At 70.3% G+C, this 23,766-nt stretch carries 19 protein-coding genes; 7 read left to right on the plus strand and 12 right to left on the minus strand.

Annotated features, from left to right (window positions below):
• The first annotated feature begins 15 nt into the window (after window positions 1-15).
• The 3 genes from ACH34S_RS36890 (at window position 16) to ACH34S_RS36900 (ending at window position 2,810) form a co-directional block, all read left to right on the plus strand.
• Window positions 16-1,197 carry an 8-amino-7-oxononanoate synthase gene (locus ACH34S_RS36890; RefSeq protein ID WP_395957537.1) on the plus strand — a complete coding sequence of 394 codons (1,182 nt, stop codon included), beginning with the start codon at window positions 16-18 and terminating at the stop codon, window positions 1,195-1,197.
• Between the two features lie 37 nt (window positions 1,198-1,234).
• Window positions 1,235-2,035 carry a GntR family transcriptional regulator gene (locus ACH34S_RS36895; RefSeq protein ID WP_395957538.1) on the plus strand — a complete coding sequence of 267 codons (801 nt, stop codon included), beginning with the start codon at window positions 1,235-1,237 and terminating at the stop codon, window positions 2,033-2,035.
• Window positions 2,036-2,153: 118 nt separating this feature from the next.
• A complete protein-coding gene (locus ACH34S_RS36900; RefSeq protein ID WP_395957539.1) occupies window positions 2,154-2,810 on the plus strand; it encodes a Uma2 family endonuclease in 657 nt (218 codons plus the stop codon).
• A 7-nt stretch (window positions 2,811-2,817) separates the two neighbouring features.
• On the opposite strand, the gene bioB is transcribed toward ACH34S_RS36900, so the two are convergent.
• Window positions 2,818-3,813 carry a biotin synthase BioB gene (gene bioB, locus ACH34S_RS36905; protein ID WP_395957540.1) on the minus strand — a complete coding sequence of 332 codons (996 nt, stop codon included), beginning with the start codon at window positions 3,811-3,813 and terminating at the stop codon, window positions 2,818-2,820.
• A gap of 3 nt (window positions 3,814-3,816) precedes the next feature.
• Window positions 3,817-4,542: a dethiobiotin synthase gene (gene bioD, locus ACH34S_RS36910; protein WP_395957541.1), complete on the minus strand. Its 726-nt coding sequence runs from the start codon at window positions 4,540-4,542 to the stop codon at window positions 3,817-3,819.
• 216 nt (window positions 4,543-4,758) lie between these two features.
• Here bioD and ACH34S_RS36915 point away from each other — a divergent pair, with 216 nt between their 5' ends.
• Both ACH34S_RS36915 and ACH34S_RS36920 read left to right on the plus strand, forming a co-directional pair.
• A complete protein-coding gene (locus ACH34S_RS36915; protein ID WP_395957542.1) occupies window positions 4,759-5,523 on the plus strand; it encodes a hypothetical protein in 765 nt (254 codons plus the stop codon).
• 46 nt (window positions 5,524-5,569) lie between these two features.
• Window positions 5,570-6,064: a GNAT family N-acetyltransferase gene (locus ACH34S_RS36920; RefSeq protein ID WP_395957543.1), complete on the plus strand. Its 495-nt coding sequence runs from the start codon at window positions 5,570-5,572 to the stop codon at window positions 6,062-6,064.
• Here the strand turns inward: ACH34S_RS36920 and ACH34S_RS36925 are convergent.
• The 3 genes from ACH34S_RS36925 to fusA all read right to left on the minus strand — a co-directional run bounded on the left by ACH34S_RS36925 (window position 6,061) and on the right by fusA (window position 9,870).
• Entirely contained in the window at window positions 6,061-6,255 is a 195-nt protein-coding gene (locus ACH34S_RS36925) for a hypothetical protein (protein ID WP_395957544.1), read from the minus strand. The genes ACH34S_RS36920 and ACH34S_RS36925 overlap by 4 nt on opposite strands.
• A gap of 11 nt (window positions 6,256-6,266) precedes the next feature.
• On the minus strand, window positions 6,267-7,619 hold the full coding sequence (locus ACH34S_RS36930; protein ID WP_395957545.1) for an acetyl/propionyl/methylcrotonyl-CoA carboxylase subunit alpha: 1,353 nt from the start codon (window positions 7,617-7,619) through the stop codon (window positions 6,267-6,269).
• A gap of 193 nt (window positions 7,620-7,812) precedes the next feature.
• The gene (fusA, locus tag ACH34S_RS36935; protein ID WP_395957546.1) at window positions 7,813-9,870 is read right to left on the minus strand and encodes an elongation factor G; all 2,058 of its coding nucleotides are present in this window, start codon (window positions 9,868-9,870) and stop codon (window positions 7,813-7,815) included.
• Between the two features lie 227 nt (window positions 9,871-10,097).
• Here fusA and ACH34S_RS36940 point away from each other — a divergent pair, with 227 nt between their 5' ends.
• Window positions 10,098-10,988: an alpha/beta fold hydrolase gene (locus ACH34S_RS36940; protein ID WP_395957547.1), complete on the plus strand. Its 891-nt coding sequence runs from the start codon at window positions 10,098-10,100 to the stop codon at window positions 10,986-10,988.
• Window positions 10,989-10,994: 6 nt separating this feature from the next.
• On the opposite strand, the gene fxsT is transcribed toward ACH34S_RS36940, so the two are convergent.
• The gene (fxsT, locus tag ACH34S_RS36945; RefSeq protein WP_395957548.1) at window positions 10,995-14,999 is read right to left on the minus strand and encodes an FxSxx-COOH system tetratricopeptide repeat protein; all 4,005 of its coding nucleotides are present in this window, start codon (window positions 14,997-14,999) and stop codon (window positions 10,995-10,997) included.
• A gap of 298 nt (window positions 15,000-15,297) precedes the next feature.
• Between fxsT and ACH34S_RS36950 the strand changes: the two genes are divergently transcribed.
• Complete coding sequence (locus tag ACH34S_RS36950; RefSeq protein WP_395957549.1) at window positions 15,298-17,532, plus strand: tetratricopeptide repeat protein; 2,235 nt, start codon at window positions 15,298-15,300, stop codon at window positions 17,530-17,532.
• On the opposite strand, the gene ACH34S_RS36955 is transcribed toward ACH34S_RS36950, so the two are convergent.
• The 6 genes from ACH34S_RS36955 to ACH34S_RS36980 all read right to left on the minus strand — a co-directional run bounded on the left by ACH34S_RS36955 (window position 17,529) and on the right by ACH34S_RS36980 (window position 23,753).
• Window positions 17,529-19,805, minus strand: a complete 2,277-nt coding sequence (locus ACH34S_RS36955; protein WP_395957550.1) for an FxsB family cyclophane-forming radical SAM/SPASM peptide maturase — start codon at window positions 19,803-19,805, stop codon at window positions 17,529-17,531. The two genes, ACH34S_RS36950 and ACH34S_RS36955, sit on opposite strands and share 4 nt — an antisense overlap.
• Window positions 19,806-19,823: 18 nt before the next feature.
• Window positions 19,824-20,066, minus strand: a complete 243-nt coding sequence (locus ACH34S_RS36960) for a hypothetical protein (RefSeq protein WP_395957551.1) — start codon at window positions 20,064-20,066, stop codon at window positions 19,824-19,826.
• 197 nt (window positions 20,067-20,263) lie between these two features.
• Window positions 20,264-21,055: a VOC family protein gene (locus ACH34S_RS36965; protein ID WP_395957552.1), complete on the minus strand. Its 792-nt coding sequence runs from the start codon at window positions 21,053-21,055 to the stop codon at window positions 20,264-20,266.
• A 71-nt stretch (window positions 21,056-21,126) separates the two neighbouring features.
• Window positions 21,127-21,681 (minus strand): hypothetical protein, encoded by a 555-nt coding sequence (locus ACH34S_RS36970; RefSeq protein WP_395957553.1) that lies wholly within the window; start codon window positions 21,679-21,681, stop codon window positions 21,127-21,129.
• 30 nt (window positions 21,682-21,711) lie between these two features.
• Window positions 21,712-22,689, minus strand: a complete 978-nt coding sequence (locus ACH34S_RS36975) for a DUF5954 family protein (protein ID WP_395957554.1) — start codon at window positions 22,687-22,689, stop codon at window positions 21,712-21,714.
• A gap of 74 nt (window positions 22,690-22,763) precedes the next feature.
• Window positions 22,764-23,753 (minus strand): alpha/beta hydrolase, encoded by a 990-nt coding sequence (locus tag ACH34S_RS36980; RefSeq protein WP_395957555.1) that lies wholly within the window; start codon window positions 23,751-23,753, stop codon window positions 22,764-22,766.
• Window positions 23,754-23,766 lie beyond the last annotated feature (13 nt).

Raw genomic sequence — 23,766 nt, forward strand, 5'->3', positions numbered from 1 at the left:
GTGCGGCCTGGCAGGATGCACCGCATGACCCCGGTACGCGACCCTCTGGCCAGGCTCCGCAGCGCGGCGGCCCGCCGCGAGGACGCCGGGCTGCACCGGACGCTCCGCCCCCGCCCGCCCGGCTCCGGCGGGCTCGTCGACCTGGCGTCCAACGACTATCTCGGGCTGGCGGGCGACCCGCGCCTGGTCGCGGGTGCCGTCGCCGCCGCCCGCGAGTGGGGCACCGGGTCCACCGGGTCCCGCCTGGTCACCGGGACGACGGAGCTGCACGCCGAGCTGGACCGGCGGCTCGCCGCGTTCACCGGCACCGCCGCCGGGCTCGTCTTCTCCTCCGGCTTCCTCGCCAACCTCGGCGCCGTCACCGCGCTCGCCGGGCCCGGCACGCTCGTCGTGTCCGACCAGGTCAACCATGCCTCGATCGTGGACGCCTGCCGCCTGTCGCGCTCCCGCGTGGTGATCGCCCCGCACCGCGACGTCGCCGCCGTCGAGCAGGCCCTGTCCGGCCGCGACGAGGACCACGCGATCGTCGTCACCGACGCCGTCTTCTCCGTGGACGGAGACCTGGCGCCCCTGAAGGCCCTGCACGGCACAGCCCGCAAGCACGGCGCGCTGCTGGTGATCGACGAGGCGCACGCGCTCGGCGTCGTCGGCGACCGCGGCCGCGGCGCCGCCCACGCCGCCGGCCTCGCCGGCGAACCGGACGTGATCCTCACCGTCACGCTGTCGAAATCCCTCGCCTCCCAGGGCGGCGCGGTCCTCGGCGCCCCCGAGGTCATCGACACCATGATCGACACCGGCCGGTCGTTCATCTTCGACACCGGCCTGAACCCGCCCGCCGCCGGGGCCGCGCTCGCCGCGCTCGACGTCCTGGAAACCGACCCCGCCCTGCCCGGACGCGCCCGCGACCGCGCCCGCCGCATCTCCGCCCTCGCGGCCGGTTCCGGCCTGGAGACCGCGTCCCCGGCCGCCGCCGTCGTCCCGGTGTTCCTCGGCGAACCGCTCGCCGCCGTCCGGGCCGCCGAGGTCTGCGCCGAGCACGGGCTCCGCGTGGGGTGCTTCCGGCCGCCGTCCGTCCCCAAGGGCCGGGCCTGCCTGCGCCTCACCGCGCGGGCCACGCTGAACGAGCCGGACCTCGCCCACCTGGGAGAGGCCCTGGCGAAGATCGCCTGTTCTACCGGCCGTAGTCTTCACACATAACATCGGGGAGAACCGGTGATGAACGTGAGGAGATGCCGTGACGGAGGTCAGGGGCGGGCCGCGGCACGGGGGCGGATTCGACGGCTACGACCGGGCCTCACTGGGCGACCTCGGCAAACGCCACCCGAACCAGGCGCCCCGCATCCCCAAGTACTACAAGCTCAAGGAACTCCTCGTCGAGCTGATCCAGTCCCTGCCCCCCGGCAGCCCGCTGCCCCCTGAGCGGACCCTCGCCGAGAAGTACGAGACGTCCCGCACCACCGTCCGCCAGGCCCTCGCCGAACTCGTCGTCGAGGGACGCCTCCAGCGCATCCAGGGCAAGGGCACGTTCGTCGCCAAGCCGAAGGTCTCCCAGGAGCTCCAGCTCGTCAGCTACACAGAGGACATGCGGCACCACGGCCTGCGCCCCGAGACCCGCATCCTGGAGGCGGGCTACGTCAGCGCCGACGAACGTCTCGCCACCCTCCTGTGCATCCGCCCGGGCGGCCGCGTCCTGCGCGTCCACCGGCTCCGCCTCGCCGACGGCGAGCCGATGTCCATCGACACCTCGCACCTCCCCGCCCGCCGCTTCCCCGGCCTGCGCCGCGAACTCCCCCGCCACCGTTCCCTGTACGAGACGCTGGCCACCGCCTACGACGTCCACCTGACCGAGGCCGAGGAGACGATCGAGACCGTCCTCGCCACCCCGCACGACGCACAGCTCCTGGGCGTGGACGTAGGCCTCCCCATGCTCCTCCTCTCCCGCCACGCCTTCGACACCACCGGCCAGCCGGTCGAATGGGCCCAGTCGTTGTACCGAGGCGACCGCTACAAATTCATAACCCGCCTCCGCCGCTGACCTGCGCGGACTTTTTTCCGTAGACTCTTCGACCACCAGTTCGAACGATCTGGCTACGCTGGGTACGAACCTTCTCTACGATGACCGGGAGCAGATCGTGAGGGAGGAGTCACAAGGCGTGAAAGTCCTATCCGACGAAGAAGTGTCGTTGTTGCCCGACACGCCCTACAACCTCTGGGTACGTGGCGAACTCGACGACTACGTCGACGCCCCCGAAGGATCCCGAGTCGAGATCATCGGAGGGAAGGTCGTCGTGTCCCCGCCGCCCGGGCTGCCTCACAACGCCATCGCCGGCGACATCAACTACCAGCTCGTTCGAGCCCACGTGCTGGAGTCCGGCTACCCCTGGAAGACCGACCAGGGCACCGGGATGTCACTCGTCGGCGTGGGAGACGGTTATGTCCCGGACCTCATGGTCATAGACGAGGAGGTTTATCTGGCCGCCCGGCGCGCCGGAGTGCGGACGGTGGTGCCCGACCAGGTCGAACTGGTCGTGGAGGTCACCTCGTCCAGTAACGCCAAGAACGACCAGCAGCCCTCCGGACGGACGCGCCGCAAGAACAAGTGGAACGGCTACGCCGGGGCCGAGATCCCCTACTACCTGCTGGTCGACCGCTCGCCCAAGGTCGCGCGTTCCATCCTGTACTCCATCCCAGACCAAACCTTGGGAGCCTACCTGCACCAAGAATCCTGGGACTTCGGCGAGCCGATCCACCTCCCCGACCCGTTCGACATCGAGATCCAGACCACCGAGTGGAGGTCCTGGGACAACTGACCTCGGGCTAGAGGGTCTGGCTCAGGGCCTTGATGGGCATTTGGAGGTCTGTCAGGAGTTCCAGGTCCTTTTGGGCGGGGCGGCCCAGGGTCGTCAGGTAGTTGCCGACGATTATGGCGTTGATGCCGCCCAGCATTCCCTCGCGGGTGCCCAGGTCGCCGAGGGTGAGTTCGCGGCCTCCCGCGTAGCGGAGGATGGTGCGGGGCAGGGCCAGGCGGAACGCGGCGATGGTCTTCAGCGCCTCCGTGCCCTCGACCAGCGGGAAGTCGGCGAACGGGGTGCCGGGGCGGGGCGCGAGGAAGTTCAGGGGGACCTCGTCGGGGTCCAGGTCGGACAGCTGGCCGGCGAACTCGGCGCGCTGCTCGATCGTTTCGCCCATGCCGACGATGCCGCCGCAGCACACCTCCATTCCGGCGTCCTTCACCATGCGGAGGGTGTCCCAGCGCTCCTCCCACGTGTGGGTGGTGACCACGGTCGAGAAGTGGGAGCGGGCCGTCTCCAGGTTGTGGTTGTAGCGGTGGACGCCCATCGCGGCCAGCTCGTCGACCTGCTCTTGGGTGAGCATGCCCAGCGAGCAGGCGATGTTGATCTCGACGGCGTCGTTGATCGCCTTGATGCCGTCGCGGACCTGCGACATCAGGCGCTCGTCCGGGCCGCGGACGGCGGCGACGATGCAGAACTCCGTCGCGCCGGTCTTCGCGGTCTCCTTCGCGGCCTCGACCAGCTCGGGGATGTTCAGCCACACCGAGCGGACCGGCGACTCGAACTTGCCGGACTGGGAGCAGAAATGGCAGTCCTCGGGGCAGCCGCCCGTCTTCAGCGACACGATGCCCTCGACCTCGACCTCCGGGCCGCACCACCGCACCCGCACCTCGTGGGCGAGGGCGAGCAGGTCGTCCAGCCGGTCGTCGGGGAGGGTCAGGCACTGCAGGACCTGGTCGGCGGTGAGGCCCTTCCCCTCGTCCAGGACCTGGCGGCGGGCGACTTCGAGGATGTCGGTCACGTGTTACTCCTTGTCGAGGCCGTAGGTGTCGCGGAACGCGGCGGCGTCGAACGCGCCGCCGAACGAGGGGGCCAGGCCGCGGTGCGCGGCCAGCAGGAACTCCGCCGGGTCCAGCGCGCCGGCCCCGGCGGGCAGGACGCCGGAGAGCGGCCGGGCCGCGATCGTCTCCAGGTCGCGGATGTTGCTGCGCATGGCGAGGTCCGGGTCGCCGGGCCAGGCGCCGATGACGACGCCCGCGAGCTGCACGCCGCGGTGCGCCATCGCCTCCAGCGTCAGCGCGGTGTGGTTGAGCGTGCCGAGGTCGGGGCGGGCGACGACGAGCACGGCGGCGTCGAGGCGGTGCGCCAGGTCGGCGATCGTGGCGCCTTCGTCGTCGTAGCGGACCAGGAGGCCGCCCGCGCCCTCGACCAGCACGAGGCGGCGGGTGCTGGACAGGTTCCGGATGCGGTCGGCCGCGTCCGCCAGGTGGACGGGTGGGACGCCCGCGCGCCGGGCCGCGGCGGCGGGCGACAGCGGGTCGGGGAACCGGGCGAACTCGTGCACGTCGTCGAGGCCGGCGAGCCGCCGCACCTCGTCCAGGTCGCCGGGCTCCCCGTCGCGGACGCCGGTCTGGCCCGGCTTGACGACGGCGACGGACGCGCCGCGCGCGGCGGCGACGGCGGCCAGCGCCGCGGTGACCACGGTCTTCCCCACTCCCGTGCACGTCCCGGTGACCACGACAACACTCACAAAGCGGCACCCTAGCGCGGGCCCGCGGGCCGGACGCCCGCCGGACCCCACAGTGAACACTTTCCTCCTCGGGCGGCGCGCATGGTCCAGTCGCCGCGAACAGGCCGGACGAAAAATGTTCAGTCTTCGGCGGCATGACTTTGTCGGCGGTGGAACCGGATCGGGCGGCGGGGGCGTCCAAGGGTCATGGCCGGTCCCTACACACGCTCCCGCCGGGTGTCGGCGCTCACCGTCGCGGTCTGCGCGGCGCTGACCTCCTGCGGCGGCTCCGAGACGGCCTCGCCGTCGCCGTCGTCCCCCGCCTCCAAATCGGCATCACCCACCACGCCCTCCGACGGTGACTCCCCCGGCGGCGAAAGGCTCGTCCTGCGCTGGCGCACGACGGGCGGCATCGCGGGCCTCGGCGGCCCGGGCAGCCTCCCTGACTTCTCGCTCTACTCCACGGGACGCGCGATCGTCGCGTCCGCCGGGCCGCAGGGCGAGCTGACCGAGTACCGCCTCAAGCCGGAGGCGGTCCAGCGGCTCCAGAACGAGGCGCGCAAGGCGGGCCTCGGCCGCACCCACAAGGTCGGCTCCGACCAGCAGATCATGGACGCGATCACCATCGTGTTCACCATGGGCGGCGCGACGACCCGGGTCGTCCAGCCGGAGTCCCAGCGCGGCCCGGAGGCCGCGTTCCTCAAGCGCCTCGACCCCAAGGGCTGGGCGGCGTCCGACCAGGCCGCCCCGGCCCGCCCGTACGAGCCGGCGAAGACGGCGGTTCTGGCGGGCGAGACGAGCGGGGGCGGCACCGTCAAGGACTGGCCGCTCGGGCCGCTCGGCGACGGCACGCGGGCGGCGGGCGGCATCTGCACGGTGGCGCCGTCCAAGAGGGTCCCGGCCGCCAAGCCCGACGTGACCTGGCGCAGCGAGGGCAAGACGTACTCCGTGCGCCTGCGCCCCCTCCTGCCCGCCGAGTCCACCTGCACCGACATCACCTGACCGGCCGCCGGATTCGTCGCCCTTTGGCGGCGGATAGCCTGATCAGGTGGATGATGCGGTGGTTGTTCGCGGGGCACGGGCGGACGAGTACGAGCTGATCGGGGAACTGACGGTCGAGGTGTACGTCGCCGGCGGGCTGGTGTCGGCCGCGTCGCCGTATGTGAGCACGCTCCGGGACGCCGCCGGACGCGCCGCGAAGTCGGAGCTGCTCGTCGCGGAGGTCGGCGGCGAGCTCGGCGGGGCCGTGGCGTACTGCCCGCCGGGCAGCCCGTACGCCGAGCTGGCCGGGCCGGACGAGGCGGAGTTCCGGATGCTCGCCGTCCGGGAGAAGGCGCGCGGCAAGGGGGCCGGGCGCGCCATGGTGCTGGCGTGCGTGGAGCGCGCCCGCGCGGCGGGGCTCAGCGGGTTGCGGCTGTCGACGCAGCGGAACATGGACACCGCGCATCGGCTCTACGAGCGGATGGGGTTCGTCCGCACACCGGACCGGGATTGGGCGCCCGCGCCCGGCGTGGATCTCATCACGTACGCGCTCGCGTTCTAGGACGCGGGTTCGCCGTCCAGGGCGCCGTGTTTCGAGCAGCGGGCCGTCCAGCCCAGGGGCGTCACCTGGACGATCAGGCGGCGGCGGCAGCTCGGGCAGTAGCGGGGCGGTTCCATCTCGCGGGCGGTGCGGCAGGCGGCGTGGTCGCCGGCGGTGGCGGGCTCGCCGCAGCGGTCGCAGTAGGTGTCCACGGCCGGTCCTTTCAGCGGGCGATCGAAGAGTGCGGGCGCATGCGGCCGACGATCTCGGTGTTGTAGGTGCCGTCCGCGAACTCGGGGCGGTCGAGCAGCTCGCTCAAGAACGCGAGGTTGGTGCGCGGGCCCTCGATGTGGAACGCGTCGACGGCGGCCCGGGCGCGGCGCAGCGCGTGGGCACGGTCGTCGCCGTGGACGCAGAGCGTGGCGAGCAGCGAGTCGTAGTGGGGGGTGACGGTGGTGCCCTCGGCGTATCCGGCGTCGATGCGGATGCCGTCGCCGACCGGTTCCTCCCACACGGTGATCTCACCGGTCGAGGGGCGGAACTGCTGCGGGTCTTCGGCGAGGACGCGGAACTCGATGGCGTGGCCGTGCGGGGACGCATCCGTGAACGAGACGGGCTCACCGGCGGCGATGCGGAACTGCTGCTCGACCAGGTCGATGCCGGTGACCAGCTCGGTGATCGGGTGCTCGGCGGGCAGGCGGGTGCTCATCTCCAGGAAGTAGAACTCCTGCGCGGCGGGGTCGACGAGGAACTCGACGGTTCCCGCGCCCCGGTAGCCGATCGCCTCGCCCGCGCGGACGGCGGCGGCGAGCATCCGCTCGCGCAGCCCCGGGAGGATGCCGGGCGACGGCGTCTCCGCGGCGATCTTCTGGTGGCGGCGCTGGAGGGAGCAGTCGCGCTCGCCGAGCGCGACGACGGTGCCGTCCGCGAGGCCGAGGATCTGCACGTCGACGTGCCGGGCGCCCTCCACGTACCGTTCGAGGAGGACGTCGCCGTGCCCGAGGAGCCGTTCGGCGTGGGCGCGGGCCGTCGCGTACGCGGCGCGCAGGCCCGGCTCGTCGCGGGCGGCGGCGAGGCCGATGCCGCCACCGCCGGCGGCGGGCTTCACCATCACCGGGTAGCCGATGCGCTCGGCCTCCTCGGCGGCGGTGTCGGCGTCCGGGACGGGCTCCCACACGCCGGGCGCGACGGGGACGCCCGCCTCCTTCATCAGGTTCCGGGCGTTGATCTTGTCGCTCATCCGGGCGGCGGCGAGCGGCGGCGGGCCGATCCAGACGAGGCCGCGACCGGCGACGGCGCGGGCGAAGTCGGCGTCCTCCGCGAGGAACCCGTGACCGGGGTGGACGGCCTGCGCGTTCGTCCGGTGCGCGGCCTCCAGGATCGCCGGGACGTTGAGGTAGCTGCGCACGGGATCGGCCGGGCCGATGAGGACGGCCTCGTCCGCCTCCGCGACGAACGGGAGGTCGGCGTCGGCGCCAGAGTGCACGGCGATGGCCTTCACGCCCAGGGCGCGGGCGGTGTGGACGATCCGCCCGGCGATCTCCCCGCGGTTCGCCACGAGCACGGACTCGAACACCTGCGGACTCCCTCTGCGCGGATCGGCGGGACCGGGACCGGCTGCCCCGACCCGGCCGAGACTAGCGCCGGCGGCGCCGCCGCGTCCGGCCGTGCGGCCCACAAATAACGGCGCGCGGGTTTGTGCGCCGGGCGCCGCGGCTCGAAGCCCCAGGCCGGGGGCCGCACATGGGGTGCGGCCCCCGGAACCCGAGTCAGCCGGCGGCGATGATCTTCTGCGCGGCCGCGGGCGGAACCTCGGCGTAGGAGTCGAACCGCATCGTGAAGACGCCGCGGCCCGACGTCATGCCGCGCAGATCGCCGACATAGCCGAACATCTCCGCCAGCGGCACCAGGGCGTGCACGACCCGGGCGCCGCCGCGCTCACCGCCGCCCTCGACCCGGCCGCGCCGGGCGCTGAGGTCGCCGATGACCGCGCCGAGATGCTCCCCGGGGGTGGTGACCTCGACGGCCATCACCGGTTCGAGCAGCACCGGGGACGCGCGCCGGACGGCCTCCTTGAACGCCATCGACCCGGCGATCCGGAACGCGAGCTCGGACGAGTCGACGGGGTGGAAGTCGCCGTCCAGCAGGGTGACCCGCACGCCCGTCATCTCGTGGCCCGCGAGGACGCCGGCCTGCATCGCGTCCTGGCAGCCCGCGTCCACGGACGGGATGAACTCCTTCGGGATCCGCCCGCCGGTGACCCGGTTGACGAACTCGTACCCGTCCCCGATCGGTTCGAGGGCGATCTGCACCTTCGCGTACTGGCCCTTGCCTCCCGACTGCTTGCGGTGCAGGTGGACGACCTTGTCCACCGCGCGCCGCACGGTCTCGCGGTAGGCGACGCGGGGCCGTCCGACGTTGGCCTCGACGTTGTACTCCTCCTTCATCCGGTCGACGAGGACCTCCAGATGCAGCTCGCCCATGCCGCCGATGACGGTCTGGCCGCCGTCGTCGCGCACCCTGAAGGACGGATCCTCTTCCGACAGGTGCCGGATGGCGTCGGCCAGCCTGTCCACGTCGGCCTTCGACCTCGGCTCGACCGCGACCTCGATCACCGGGTCCGGGAAGTCCATCGACTCCAGGATCACCGGATGGGTCTCGGCGCACAGCGTCTCGCCGGTCGTGGTCCGCTTCAGGCCCATGACCGCGACGATGTCGCCCGCGCCCGCCGATCCGATCTCCTCGCGGTCGCCCGCGTGGACGCGGTAGATCTTGCCGATGCGCTCCTTCCGTTCCTTGACGCTGTTCAGGACCGCGGCGCCGGACACGAGCCGGCCCGAGTAGATCCGGACGAACGTGAGCCGCCCCAGATACCGGTCGCTCATGATCTTGAAGGCGAGCGCGGCGAGCGGGGCGTCGTCGTCCGGCGCGGGCATGCCCGGTGCGGCCGTGCCGTCCGGTGCGGCCACCGCGTCGAGCGGGGACGGGAGGTAGCGCGCCACCGCGTCCAGGAGGGGCTGGACGCCCTTGTTCTTGTACGCGCTGCCGCAGAACACGGGCGTCACGACGGACGCGACCGTGAGCCGCCGGATCGCCGCGTGGACCTGCGCCTGCGACGGTTCCGTGCCGCTCAGGTACTGCTCGATGAACTCCTCGTCGTGGTCGCCCAGCGTCTCGATGAGCTCGGCCCGCGCCCGCCGGACGTCCGCGAGCATGCCGGACGGGACGTCCCCGACCGTGTGCACGCCGTCCGGCCAGCGGTGCGCGCGGCCGGACACGAGGTCGACGACGCCCTCGAACGCGTCCTCCGCCCCGATCGGAAGCTGCATGACCAGCGGGACGGCCCCCAGCCGCTCGCGGATCATGTCCACGCAGCGGTGCGGGTCGGCCCCGGCACGGTCGAGCTTGTTGACGAAGCAGATCCGCGGCACGCCGTACCGGTCGGCCTGCCGCCACACCGTCTCCGACTGCGGCTCGACGCCCGCGACGCCGTCGAACACCGTCACGGCGCCGTCCAGGACGCGCAGGCACCGCTCGACCTCGACGGTGAAGTCGACGTGCCCCGGCGTGTCGATCAGGTTGATCGTGTGCTCGGCGCCGTCGGCCGTCCAGCGGCAGGTCGTGGCGGCGGAGGTGATCGTGATGCCGCGGTCGCGCTCCTGTTTCAGGAAGTCCAGCGCGGCCGCGCCGTCGTGCACCTCGCCGATGCGGCGGGACACGCCGGTGAAGAACAGGATCCGCTCGGCGGTCGTCGTCTTCCCGGCGTCGATGTGCGCCATGATCCCGATGTTGCGAACCTTGGAGAGTGCAAGGAATGTGGTTGTCATCGGGAATCCTCCGTTTCTCTCGGATGACGACCGCCGCCGGACAAGATCGTCCCTTTACGGCAAGCGCACCGTAACCGCGCGGAACCCGCGCGCGCCAAGGGTTTTCCACCGCATGCGCCGGGTGTGACACCCCGGGTTGACGCGTGTGGAGCTGATCAGTTAGAAGCGGGGACAGGGGACGGTTACGCGCCGGTGCGCTCCGGGGATCCGGAGAACGGAGGACTGTCTTGACGAGGGTCGTATCCACGGCGGACGGACGAGAGCTCGCCGTCGAGGAGTGGGGGGTCCCGACCGGTTTTCCCGTCTTCCTCCTGCACGGCACACCCGGCAGCAGGCTCGGCCCCATCCCGCGCCCCATGGTCCTGTACCAGCGCGGCATCCGGCTCATCAGCTTCGACCGTCCCGGCTACGGGCTGTCGGGCCGGATGCGGGGACGCGTCGTCGCCGACATCGCCGACGACGTGCGGCTGCTCGCCGACGTCCTCGACCTGGACCGGTTCGCGGTGCTCGGCCGGTCCGGCGGCGGCCCGCACGCGCTGGCGTGCGCGGCGCTGCTGCCCGGCCGCGCCACCCGCGCCGCCGCGCTGGTCGGGCTCGCGCCCGCCGAGGCGGAGGGCCTGGACTGGTTCGAGGGGATGGCGGCGTCCAACACCCGTGAGTACATGGCGGTCCGCGGGCAGGGGCCGCTCGTCGCGGACCGGCTGCGGACGATCGCCGACCGCATCCGCGCGGACCCGGCGCGGCACGTCGCGAACCTGTACGCCGAGCTGACCCAGTCGGACCGGCGCGTCGTGCTGGAGTCGGGGATGCGCAGGCTGCTGCTGGAGACGTTCCAGGAGGCGTTCCGGACGTCCGCCGACGGCTGGATCGACGACCTGCTCGCGTTCTGCGCGCCGTGGGGGTTCGAGCTCGGCGACATCGTCGTCCCGACGATGCTGTGGCACGGCGCGAACGACACCTTCTCCCCGGCCGGGCACTCCCGCTGGCTGGCCGACCGGATCCCGTCCTCGACGGTCGTCGTCCAGCCGGGCTCGGCGCACTTCGCGGCGTTCAACGTGCTGCCGGACGTCCTGTCGTGGCTGGCCCGGCCGGCCGCGCCGCTCTCCGGCCGGGTGTAGGCCCGATCAGACCGGGTGCAGCTCGAAGTCGCGGTCGACGCGCAGCCCCTCGCGGACGGCCGCGATCAGCGGGTGCGGGCGCTGCTCGCCGAGCCTGAGCAGCCCCGCGACGGCCCGCTCGCGCAGTTCCCGCGACTCCGCCGTCCGGCCCATGCCCTCCAGCGTGACCGACAGGTTGCCGCGGCAGAAGCAGGTGTCCGGGTGGTCCTCGCCGTACACCCTGACCAGGCCGGCGAGGGCGTCCCGCTCGCGGGCCTCGGCGTCCTCCAGGCGCCCGTCGGCGCCGAGGCAGTTCGCGTGGTTGACGGCCGCGAGCAGCACCAGCGGATGGGCGGGGCCGAGCAGCCGCACGAGCAGCGAGGACGTCTTGGCGGTGAGCGCGACGGCCGTCTCGACGTCGCCGGTGTAGCGCAGGTAGCAGCCGAGGTTGTTCTCGATCATCACGGTGTAGGGGTGCTCGTCGCCCATCTGCGCCCGGTGCCGGGCGAGGACGGCGCGGGTCCGGTCGCGGGCGCCGACGAGGTCGCCGAGCTCGCCCATGCACGCCGCGACCTCCAGGTCGGCGGGCAGCGTGTCCGGCGACTCGGGGAAGTGCCGCTGGTAGCGGGCGTAGGTGTCCTCCGCGAGCGCGAGCGCCTCCTCGCGCAGCCCGGCGCGGCGCAGCGACACCGCGAGGCTCTTGCCCGTCCGGAGCGTGTCGAGGATCTGGTCGCCGAGGACGTCCACGTACCGCCGGTACACGTCGCGGAGCCGGACGACGGACTCGTCGTAGCGGCCCGCCTCGCGCAGGTCGCGGGCCACGTTCGCCTCGGTGAACAGCGTGTAGGGATGGTCGTCGCCGAGCAGGGCGCGGCGCAGCCGCAGCGTCTCGGTGTCGTAGCGGTAGGCGCTCTCCCAGTCGCCGGTCAGCCGGTAGTCGACCGCCAGGTTGTGCGCGATCATCAGCGTGCGCGGGTGCTCCTCGCCCCACGGCGTGCCCGCCTGCTCGTAGGTCTGCAGGTCCAGGGCGAGCGCGCCGCGGTAGTCGCCCATCGCGCGCATGTCGGCCGCCAGGTTGCCGGCGGTGATCAGCGTGTGCGGGTGCGTCGGGCCGAGCGTCGGGGAGTTGCGCTGCCGTTCCAGGACGTCCTGGTCGAGGTCGTAGGCCTCCTGGAAGTTGCCCTGCGAGCGCAGCACGTTGGCGATCTGCGAGCGCAGGAACAGCCACTGCCAGTGGTCCTCGCCGAGCTTGCCGCTCCACTCGGCGACCAGCTCCTGCCCGGCCGCCATCGCGCTGTCGAACACGCCGCGCTTCCACTGGTAGCGGACGAGGTCGGTGAGCATCTGGCGGACGTCCTCGTCGTCGCAGCTCGCCGCTCTGGACGGCTTCACGTGCGGCAGGATCTCCTCAAGGCTCGGCCAGTTGCCCGGATCGTCGGTGTCGCCGTGGCTCGGCCGCGCGCCCAGCAGGATCTTGTGCACGTCGTGGCAGGTCGTATCGGTCAGCTCCGGGTCGAGCCCGTGCCGGATCACGGCCTGGACGAGCGGGTGCACCCGGATCGACTTGTTGCCCTGGTCGACCTTCGCCAGCGCGAACCGGCTGATCTCCCGGACGTGCTTGCCGATCACCAGCGTGTCGCGGACGGTCTCGTCGTGGGCGGCGAGGATGCCCGCGGTGACGTCGCTGTAGACGAGGTCGAGCGAGATCGGCTCGGACGAGAAGAAGGCGAGCAGCTCCAATAGGCGCGCCGCCGCCGGGGACGCCTCCCTGAGCTGCCGGAAGGTGACGCTCCACGTCATCGCGACCGACTGCGGGAAGCTCTCCGCGCTGCGCTCCAGCGTGGACGCCGTCTCGTTCTCCAGCGCCTCCAGGTACTCGCTCGCGGGCATGAACGTCGACGCGAGCCACGCCGCGGCCTGCTCGATCGCGAGCGGCAGGTAGCCGAGCGCCGTGCCGATCTTGCGGGCGCTCTCCTCGGAGATGTCCTGGACCCGCCGGACGAGGTGCTCGGCGGCCTCCTCCTCGGTGAACACGTCCACGGCGACCGGGTTGGCGAGCTCGGACCAGGCCGGGTCGCGGGAGGTGATGAGGACGTGCCCGTCCCCGCCCGGCAGGTACGGCTTCAGCTCCTCCGGGTTCTCCGCGTTGTCGAAGATCAGCAGCCAGCGGGAGGTGGGCTCACCGCGCCGCAGCGCCTCCAGCGCGGCACCGGCCGCGTCCGCGATGTTCTCCCCGACGCGCAGCCTGAGCTGCGGCTGCTCGGCCAGGTTCGCCAGCGCCACCCGGATCGAGTCGGCCGACTGCGCGCTGATCCACCACACCAGGTCGTAGTCGGCCTTGAAGCGGTGCGCGTACTCCAGCGCGACCTGAGTCTTCCCCACGCCGCCGAGGCCGTGCAGCGCCTGCGGCATGACGACCCGCTGCGTCGTCCCGAGGAGCTGGTCGCGGAGCACCTCCAGCAGGCGGCCGCGGCCGGTGAACACGGCGTTGCGGCGGTCGGCGTTCCAGATCTCCGGCGCGGTCCGGGCGGAGCCGGGGAACCGCGGCCCGACCCGCGAGTGCTCGGCCGGATGGTCGAAGGTGTAGCCGGGCCTGCCGAGGGCCCGGACGAGGGCCTCGGCGCCGTCGCGTTCCCCGAGCCCGGTGAGGTCGAGGGGGAACTGGTCGGTGACGGCCGTGCGCAGCGCGGCGTCCTGCACCCGGACGGTCGTCAGCCTGCGCTGCGGCGCCGCGGCACGGCTGGCCAGCGACTCCCAGTACCGCAGCGCGTTCGGCGAGCTGACCGAGTCGGGCGAGAGCAGCACGATCGTGTGCTCGCCGGGATCGTCGCCGGGGACCTCGCCCGCCGCCGCGTCCACGCTGCGGGCGTCGACGCGGAACCCGGCGCGCCCGAGCACGAGCGCCATCCAGTCGACCCACGGGCGGTCGGCGGAGACGTAGCTGATGAGGACGTCGGAGACCTCGGTCGGGCCCCGCCGGGTGAACCGGTCGAGGGTGGTGAGGCGCAGCTCCTCCTCGACGGGCCGGTACTCCCCCACCCGGCCGTCGGTGATCACCTTGGTGAGCCGCTCGAACGCCGCGAGCATCGAGTTCGGCGAGCCGGGCGCGTCGCCGAACGTCGCGAGCGTCTCCTCGAACGCGTAGTACGGCCGGTACGGGATCTCGATCGACAGCCAGTACCCGTTGGCCTCCTGCCGGGTCATGCCGCGCGGGAAGCGGTCGAAGCGCGCCCGCGCGTACGCCCGCCCGGCCTCGACCTTCGCGTTCTCCCCGAAGTCGATGCGCATCGGGACCGGCAGGATGCGGATCGGGCGCACATGGTCGCGCTTGTCGATGCTGTGGGCGATGTCGGCGGCGCCGTCGATGCTCTGGTAGCTGAGGGTGAAGCAGTCGACGAGGACGTCGGGGAAGTGCAGCGTGCAGATGTCGGCGATGTCGCTGTAGCCGGTGCGGCTGTCGATCAGGACGTAGTCGTAGTGCCGCCGCATGTCCTCGCGGAGCGCGTCGAAGAACTGCCCGCCGCCGAGCCGCCCGTAGAAGTGGTCGAAGTCCAGGGCCCGGGTGAGGGAGGAGTAGTTCCTGTTCTGCCGCCCGGCGGAGATGAAGTCGAGCGTCCCGTCGCCGGGGAACTCCCACTCCAGCGTGACCGCGTGCCGCAGCACCTTCGCGTAGTCGCGGTGCCAGTCGCGCTCGTCGTCCTCGTGCTTGTTCGTCGTCGCCCAGGAGTACTCGTCGAGCATGTCGATGACGCCGGGCGTCGAGGTCAGGATGGTCTGGTCGAGGAACGGATGGAAGAACTTGTGCAGGCCGGGGGATTCGAGGTCCCAGTCGATGACGAGCACCTTCAGCCCGGCGCCCGCCATGATCCAGGCGACGTTGGCGAGCGCGGTCGTCCGGCCGGTGCCGCCCTTGTAGGAGTAGAAGGTGACGATCGTCCCGCCGTTCCCGCCGTTCGTCCTGGCGTCTGCGCCGGGCTTGATCGCCGCGTCCGTCGTGATCGCCGCGTTCGTCCGGTCCGCTGGGTTCGTCATGAAGGGTTCTCCTCGCCTCAGGACTCCAGGTCGCTGAGGTTGGGCCGGGACATGGACGGCGGAGTCTGCGGAGCGGGTGCACCCCCGACTTGTTCCTGCTGCGGCCCGTGGTCCCAATCTCCGACAGCTCCGCGCCGACGACCGTTCACGAGGCCGGGGCGACGTCGAGAGCACTTATGTGACCAGATTCGGCGTACAATTCTCCCCCCACAGAAGAATGATCTACATTATGATGTGAAGTTAAGCGATCGATGCAGGGGTGTGGTCAATGAGAAGGTTTCGTCGAGCGGCCAGGACGATGTCTGCAGCAGCGGGCACGGTGGCCGTAGGGGTGGCGATAAACCAAATCCTCAATGGCGGCGCATGGAATCTGATGTGGCTGATCATTTCCCTGGCGGCGGCGATTACTGCAGAAAGTGTCAACATCTGGATCGGCCACCAGGACACTTCTCTCGATCAACAAGGTACTGGGCCTCCCGCTGGACGCCGGCTTCCCGCAGGATACAGCACTCACGACGGTTCTGCACATATTCCACGAGAACGCTCGATACCCCGCCAGTTGCCCCGTCGATCGCGCCATTTTACCGACCGCGAGGCCGAATGCTCGAATCTGGACGACCTATATCACAACAGCGCCGATCTCGTCGTTGTTTCCGGGCTCGGCGGAGTCGGAAAGACCGCCTTAGCCGTTCACTGGGGCCACCAAAATAAGAACCACTTCCCCGACGGGCAGTTTTACGCGAACCTCCACGGATACGACCCCAGCACCTCTATCGCCGCCGAAGACGTTCTCGATAATTTTCTGCGAGCTTTGGGCGTGGCCCCTAACCAGATCCCCAATACTCTCGATGCGATGGCGGCGGCATTTCGATCGGAGATCAACGAACGGCGAATGCTCATCATTCTAGATAATGCCCGCTCCGCCGCTCAGATCCGGCCACTCCTGCCCTCCTCCGGAAATTGCATGGTGCTGATAACGAGTCGCAGCAAGCTAAAGTCTCTGATCGCCCAGGATGGCGCCGAGCTGATTGATCTGAAACCGCTTGCCGAGGCCGATGCGCTAAACCTTCTCCAGGCCGTAGCCGATACCAGGAATTCCCTGCTCCACGATTCGATGACGACCTTGGTGCGGCAATGCGGATTCTTACCGTTGACTCTGAGAATAGCAGCCGAGTATATACGAGGGCAGGATGGAGCGTTCATCGAAGATCTCGTCGGAGAGCTCGCAGATCAACAACAACGACTGACTTTTTTTACCGGACATCGTGAAAGTGCGTCAGTGCCAGAAAACGTGTTCTCTCGGTCCTATGGCTCCCTCGCTCCCAATGCCGCGCGGATGTTCCGCCTGACCGGACTTCTCAGTGGCGTCGACTTCTCCGTCGAAGCGGCAGCAGCGGTGGCCGATGCCAGCATGATGGAAGCCCGTCGGCACTTGTCGCTTCTCCTGGACGCAAATCTGCTGGAAATGCCTAGCGCCGACCGCTACCAGTTTCATGATCTCGTCAAGGCCTATGCCATAGAGCGGCTCAACGCCGAAGAGAGCGCTGCCGACCGTAAGGCCGCAGTTCATCGGGTCCTTGGCTGCTATCTGCGCACCGCTGGCAACGTCGACCGTGTCATCTCGCCTCAGCGCCGGCACGTGCAAACCGAGCCTTCACGATGGGCCAGGACCTTCGACGATCCGCAGAGCGCTTTGTCATGGTGTGAGGCGGAGAGACTCAACCTCATCGCCGCCATCGATCAAGCCATGCTTCTAGGGTTCGAGGAGATCGCATGGAAACTGCCGATTAATCTAACGTACTTCTTCATTCTGCATTCCCATCCGGTGAACCGCCACGAAACCGCTTTGGTGGCCCTTGACGCGGCTCGGCATGCCGGCGATCGCTATGCCGAGGCGCGGAGCGAGACCTGTGTCGGCGGCGCGGAACTCGCACTCGGACGAGCGCCAGAGGCCCTCGGGAGGTTTCAGAACGCAATCAATATTTGTGTGGAGATCGACGACGCTCAAGGGCAGGCCATCAATCTGGGCAACGTTGCCTATACCTTGATCCAACTCGAGCGATATGAGGAGGCCCTCGACCATGCCAAAAAGTCTTTGAGATTGTTGAGGGATCTCGGCGATCGGCGGAGTGAGTCTATTGACTTGAGGATGATCGGCTCGATTCACCGCATCCTCGGCGATGACGACGAGGCATATCGGCAGTACAACGCCGCAGTCGACGCCGCCCACGGCGTCGACCTCCAATCCGAAGGCGACGCGCTATATGAACTAGGTGAACTCGCCCGCGTTCGGGAAGAGTTCCCTACTGCGGTCACCTGGTTTCAGAAATCAATTGACGTCAGGCGACAGATCGATGACAAGTTCGGCCTCGCAACGAGCCTGCTGGGTCTCGGATCGGCCTTCCTCACGCTCGATGAAACCCGTATGGCATACTCGGCCCTATCAGAATCATTGACGATTTACGAACTAATGGAGAATCCGAAGGCGGCCGAGGTTCGCGAAATGTTGGACAACATCACTGGACGACCTTAGGCGCCGGAAACCATCGCTATGAACGCCCGGCGCATCGCCAGAACGAACTGTTCGCCCATTCCGGTGAGTGACGCCGACTCTTGAAGTGTGGTGATCGCATTCAAGATCATCGGATGCAGGCGGTGAAAATGGCGTGCCGCCTCGGACGCCTCCGCGCCCTCCCCCGACCGCGTTCTGCGAAACCAGAAGTCAGCGACGGCGATGTGCGCGTACGCCCCCTGCAGCAATGCGCCCAAGGGACGCGGGTCAGGGCGCCAAGGCGCGTCGTACAGCCGGTCGTCGGATTCGTCATAGAGATCGGTGAAGTCGAGGACTCCACCAAGCTTCACGTGCTGAAATTCATGGAGGATCAGCAAGCACAGAACGGCAGGACTATCCGGCAGCGCGATTCCCACCGCTCCGTAGGCGTCCCGCACCGTTGAGCTGACGCTTGCCCCGGACTTGGGGGCGGTGAGCGGGACGATCGTCGTCAGCCCCTCCGCAATGGCCGGCGCGTATTCGGCGTACTCCTTCTCCAGTAGCGACCATGCCTCCCGGAAGGACGCCTCCCACCGCGCGAACTGATCAGTGTCGAGCCGTGGTGCCGCGGGCCGGACGTGGCGGTCGCGGAACGGGTCGAGGTCATCGAGCATGACGGTGAAACGGCCTGCCGTCAGGTAGCGGACCGCCTCGACCGCCGTGGCACCGTCCACCTCGATACGTCCGGCATCGACGCGGACGGTGGTCTCCTCACGGCTCGGCACGTCATAGCGGCCAATGCCCGGGAGATGCACCGCGCCGCCCCGAACCGGGACGGTCAGCGTGACGCTCTCGGCCGCACGTGCGGCGGCCACGCAGGCAACGGTCGCCAGGAGACCATCGTCCGCCGCCCCGTTGTTCCGGTTCAAGGCGCGAACCCGTTCCAGGGCCCACGCCCGCACATGGGGATACGACAGCGCCCGGTCGTAGGCGTCAGGATCAGCGGCACGGACCCGGTTCACCGCGTCCCGGCCCGCCGAGGGGCCGGTGCGGGCACCGATCGCAGTGACCAGGCCACGGCATCCGATCCGTTGCGCGTCCCCGAGCCGCGCCATCGTCGCGCGGTCGCCATGGCCTGTCGCCACGGAGAGCACCACGGCGGGTGGCAGAATATACGGTTGGCGGGTAATGCTCTCCTGTAGGTTGCCGATCAGCGCAAAAAGGTCGCCGCAGTAGACGCTGGGGTTGGCGAAACCGGAGCCATCGGCGCGGTACCGATGTGCGAACAATCCGCCGCCGCAGGTCGCGACGACCGGGCAGTCCTGGCAGGTTTCGCACAGAGCCGCCAACCCGCCTTGGCGCGCCTTGATGCCCGCTACGCTCGCCACGTCATCGATCGAGTGCCGGAAAACGTCCATGCCTGTGTCCGGGGCGCCGTCGAACGCCGTTTTCAGCGAATCAACCTGCTCATACGTGCCGTCCGACTCGACGACCAGCAGATCGCTCGCCTCCAACCCCAGCGATTCGACAAGACCGGTCCTCCCGACGGTGGTGCGGATGATCGAATCGAACATCCGCACCGGCACCGGGCGGTCGTCGCTCAGCCACCTGTCGGCGATGACCTGCAGCCAGTCGGCATAAGGGGTGGCGGGCGTCTCACCGGCCGATGGACCCGTTGCTGATCCTGGCGGTGGACGTTCCCAGGTGTGATGCGGCAATAGGAAGTCGATCTTGGGCGGTTCGTGCGCGATGAGCGCCTCATAAACGGTGATCGGGTCATTGGCGATGTCGATGGTGCAGAGCAGACCGGAATACAGCTCGGGATAGTCGCCGCGGAGGAGATCGATGGCTCGGATCACCTTGTCGTAGCTGCTGCGACCGTCGCGATACGAGCGGTGCCGGTCGTTCGCCTGACGGTCCCCGTCCAGGGAGATGCCGATCTTGACTCCGTGGTCGCGCAACAGCGCACAGAACCGCCGATCGAGGAGAACTCCGTTGGTCTGCATTCCCAGATCGAAGTCGCAGACGTGAGAGAGCCGGCCCTTCAGTGCGGAAAGGAGGGCGGCGAGGTGGTCAGGCCCGCACAGCAGCGGCTCACCGCCGTGCAGGACCAGACTCACGTGCGCCAAGCCGTGGCGACGCGCGTGGTCGGCGATGCGTTCCGCCGTGCGATCCATGGTGGCCACGGACATCATGACTGGACGCCTTCGCCAACTCTGGTCGGCGTGCTCGAATACGTAGCAGTGGTCACAGGCGAGGTCACACCTGCTGTGGACCTTGAGCACGAATTGGCGAAACAGTGTTGACGGAGCCATGACTGCCGCAAAGAGATGTCAGATGAAGGAGGTGAACGCGGCGACCCCGTCGGCCGCTGAACCGTCCACGTCCCTCTCGTGCGTTCGGGAGACCCTCGCAACGATGCGCGCGGCAGCGGCTTCGAGAGCCAACTCCTCCGGAGTCGGTTGCCGCGAGTCGGTGTGCTCTGGCGCGTTAACTTCTTCGCTCACGTTCATGCTCTCCATGCCGGTCGAAGCCATCAATAAGCGGGCTGGGCGGATGTCGGCCGCCGTCTTCATGGAGGTGCCGGTGGCTCGACGCAGGAAATCTCGAGCAGGTACCGCGCGATGATAGGACAGTGCAGCGCCCTGTCCTCACTAGAAAGTACATGAAGGAGCTGAGCACGACATGGCCGAATCATGCCAGCCGTTCTTTTCGAGGCTGGTTCGAGCGCGGCCTCAGCCAAGGTCGTAGCGCCGGAGCGCCCGCCACGTGATCAGGGGCGGGTGGTGATGGCCGGGGTGATGACGGCCAGCCGGGCGCCTGCGGGGTCGGTCATGACGCAGAAGCGGCCCGGGCGGATGTCGGTCGGCGGGACGTGGATCTGGGCGCCCAGCTCGGCGGCGCGGCGGGCGGCGGCGTCGCAGTCCGCGACCCAGAAGTACGGGATCCAGTGCGGCGGGAACCCCTCCGGCCACCACGCCTCGATGGGCAGCAGGCCCGCGACGGACCAGTCCCCGAGCTTCCAGTTGGTGTAGGACGGCGCGTAGTAGGAGCGGTCGACCGGCGTCCAGCCGAACACCTTGCCGTAGAAGCGGCGCGCGTCCTGGGGGTCGGTGCTGGCCAGCTCGACCCAGCACATCGCGCCCGCCTCGTCGACGACGCTGGCGCCCGGCTGGTTGTAGGGCAGCCAGAGGGCGAAGTCGGCGCCCTGCGGGTCGGAGCACAGCGCCATGCGCCCGAGGTCGGCGACGTCGGCCGGCTCGACGGTCACCGCGCCGCCGGCGGCGCGGACGACGTCGAGCGTGGCGTCGAGGTCCGCGACGCGGAAGTGGCAGGTCCAGGTCGCGGGCTCGGTGTCGTCGGCGAGCGAGTTCACCCCGGCGACCTCCGGGCCCTGCGCGCCGTCGAGCGTGAAGACCTCGTTGTCGCCCCACATGCCCAGGGCCAGCGTGTAGGAATGCCACCCGAAGACACCGCGGTAGAACTCCTTGGACGCCCCCACGTCCGGGCTGGTCAGCTGGGCCCATGCCGCAGTCCCGGGGGCATGCTCGGTGACCTCGGGCATCCCTCCACGGTAGGAGCGGGCGGGCAATCTCCCATGCCGCGCACCGCCAAGAAGATCCCAATGAACGATTTTCAGACGCTGTCGACGGCCTGGAGCAGGCCCCAGACGAAGTGGGCGGCGAACGTCCCGTCGGGTGTGGTGAGGGTGGCGTGCCAGCGGCTCGGGGCGTCGCCGTCCTGGTGGGCGACGCTGCCGAAGCGCGCGGCGACGTCGCCGACGACGCAGGACCAGGGGACGAGGTCGTCGACGGCGTCGAGGCGCGGCACCGGGACGCCGCCCGCGCGGGCGAGCCATTCGTGCGCGACGGAGCCGTCCGGGGCCAGCATGATCTCGAACCGGAGCCCGGGCCATAGGGACAGGCCCGTCCACCACACGATCTCGCAGGTCACATCGCCGATGCGGCGCTCCTCGACGCCGCCGGGCGGGCCGAGGACCGCCTCGTAGCGGCGCTGCCCGCGCGGGAACGTCCGGGACCGGAGGATCCGCTGCCAGCGGGCGTTGACCTCCCGCGTCTCGGTGCGGGTCGCCGCCAGCGCGCGCATCGCGTCCTCGACGAGGCCGGGCTGGTAGTCGGCCATCCGGCGGAGCAGCACGAGCTGGAACTCCCGCCGCGCGAATCCCTTCACCGGCGCCACGCTACCGGCGCGGCCGCCCGCCTACTCGTCGTCGGCGAACCCGAGGCCGCGCGCTTCCTCGGGGTCGGGGGTGAAGGGCTCTTCGGGGTCGTAGTCGGACGGGCGCGGCCGCTCGGGCCCGTCCGAACCAACGCGGACGACGTACTCGAAGCGGATGACGCGGAACCGGCGGCCGAGGACGGTGATCTCGGCGCGGCGCGTCCCGTCGCGGAGCAGCCCGGCTGCGGCCCGGTACTCGGCGAGGACGTCCGGCGACGACGGCAGCATCATCGGCACGATCGTGTCGAAGTAGGTGGCGAGGTGGTCGCGGACGCAGGCGGGGCTGTGCAGGAACGGGCCGTGCGGCGGCCACGTCCCGTTCTCCTTCTCGGCGGCGGCGAACCGGACGGCGAGCCGGGCCACGCGGGGATGGGTGAGGAGTGCGCGGCGCGCGTCACGGGTCACCTCCACCGGGACGTTCGGCCCCTCGGGGACCTTCTCCCACCGCTCCCCCAGCAGCTCCGGCGACCCGGGCGCCAGCGCGGGCGGCAGCAGGCCGTGGTCGAACCGGCGAGCGTCGCGGCGGGTGCGGGGCTCGGGCAGCTCGTCGGGGTCGGTGGGGCGCGGCGGCTCGGGGCCGTCCGCGCCGAAGCGGCAGAACCGGTCGGCGCGGACGACGCGGAACACCCGCCCGGCGACGGTCAGCTCGTTCGGCCGGCCGCGTTCGAGCAGCGCGGCCCCGGCCCGGAACTCGCCGCGGTCCACGCCGGAGGCGTCGCGGGCCATGTTCCGGAACCACCAGGCGAGCGAGTCGCGGGCGTCCTGCGGCGTCATCCGCTCCATCCCGGACATCATCCAGCCGCCGTCGACCCGTTCCATCACCCCGTACGTCGGCCCGTACCAGAGCACGAGCGGGTGGGTCCGCCGCGCCCGGACCTCGCCGAGCCACGCCGACGACGACGCGGCCGACGGCGAAGGGGGCAGATCACCAGCCAGAGCCGCGCCATCACTACCCGTCATGCCGTCCATCGTCACAGGGCGCGGGGGTCCGGCGCGCGGGATTCCGCCATTCGGCTTGGCAGGACTGCACAGCGTCAGCTTTTCCGGGCGCCGATGGCTGCGGCGAGTGCGGGCCAGCTCCGCTCCAGCTCACGGCGCCAGTACTTCCAGTTGTGCATGCCGGGCCCGTAGAGGTTCGCGGTGACGGGGACGCCCGCCCTCCTGGCCGACTCGACGAAGTTGGCCGTCATCACCCCGGCGAGCTGCTCGCCGATGCGCCCGGCGTGCCACGGCACGGTGTCCGGGTCGTCGAAGGGGCCGGGCCGCCCGTCGCCGGACGAGACGTACACGCCGGTGCCCTTCAACCTGGCCACCATCGCGGCCGCGTCGTGCTCGCGCCAGTTCGCCCGCGCGATGATCGGGTCCCCCCAGATCGCGGTGCCCGCCTCCCGGTTCATCGACGTCAGGATCGCGGGCATGCCGGGGGCGGTGATGTTGAGCGAGCCGCTGTAGCACGCGGCGTACCTGAACAGCCCGGGGTGGCGTTCGGCGTAGGTGATGGCGCCCTGCCCGCCGGACGACAGCCCCATCGCGGCGCGCAACGATCTGCCGCCCGCGGCCGTCCAGCCCCTGGGGACAAGCACGCGCGTCTCCACCTTGGCACCGAGCGCCGGGGACGCGATCGTGACGTCGAACTGCCGCGTCCCGGACTTCCTGACACTGGTGATGGCGGCCCCGTCGGCCGCCTTGGCGTACGTACCGGGCGCGCCACCGCCGGACGGCCCCGGCCTCGTGCCACGGCCGCCGGGATTGGTGCCGGGGTCGTCGGGGCTCGGCGCGCGGTCACCCGTCCGGAACGGCTTGGTGCCCGGCGGAACCTTGGGCAGCTTCGGCGACGGCGACGCCCCGGGAGCCTTCGTCGGCGGCCCGAACGACGGAACCGGCTCGGCACAGCCCCTGGCCTCCGACCGCTCCTCCGGCACACCTGCGCCCGCCTGCGCGAGACCGACCATCACGGCCGGCAGCAGCACGGCCGCCGCCAGGCTCCCCCCGATGGCGATCTTCCTGTCCGTACGCTTCTTCATGCCGCTCCCCAGC

The organism is Actinomadura sp. 3N508, from assembly GCF_044326375.1.
Classification (GTDB): domain Bacteria; phylum Actinomycetota; class Actinomycetes; order Streptosporangiales; family Streptosporangiaceae; genus Spirillospora.

Bases quoted from the DNA above. Each gene is read 5' to 3' on its own strand.
- ACH34S_RS36890 (WP_395957537.1), top strand. From the start codon at position 16: ATGCACCGCATGACCCCGGTACGCGACCCTCTGGCCAGGCTCCGCAGC.
- fusA (WP_395957546.1), bottom strand. From the start codon at position 9,870: ATGACAACCACATTCCTTGCACTCTCCAAGGTTCGCAACATCGGGATC.
- fxsT (WP_395957548.1), bottom strand. From the start codon at position 14,999: ATGACGAACCCAGCGGACCGGACGAACGCGGCGATCACGACGGACGCG.
- ACH34S_RS36950 (WP_395957549.1), top strand. From the start codon at position 15,298: ATGTCTGCAGCAGCGGGCACGGTGGCCGTAGGGGTGGCGATAAACCAA.
- ACH34S_RS36955 (WP_395957550.1), bottom strand. From the start codon at position 19,805: ATGGCTCCGTCAACACTGTTTCGCCAATTCGTGCTCAAGGTCCACAGC.
- ACH34S_RS36960 (WP_395957551.1), bottom strand. From the start codon at position 20,066: ATGAAGACGGCGGCCGACATCCGCCCAGCCCGCTTATTGATGGCTTCG.
- ACH34S_RS36965 (WP_395957552.1), bottom strand. From the start codon at position 21,055: ATGCCCGAGGTCACCGAGCATGCCCCCGGGACTGCGGCATGGGCCCAG.
- ACH34S_RS36975 (WP_395957554.1), bottom strand. From the start codon at position 22,689: ATGACGGGTAGTGATGGCGCGGCTCTGGCTGGTGATCTGCCCCCTTCG.
- ACH34S_RS36980 (WP_395957555.1), bottom strand. From the start codon at position 23,753: ATGAAGAAGCGTACGGACAGGAAGATCGCCATCGGGGGGAGCCTGGCG.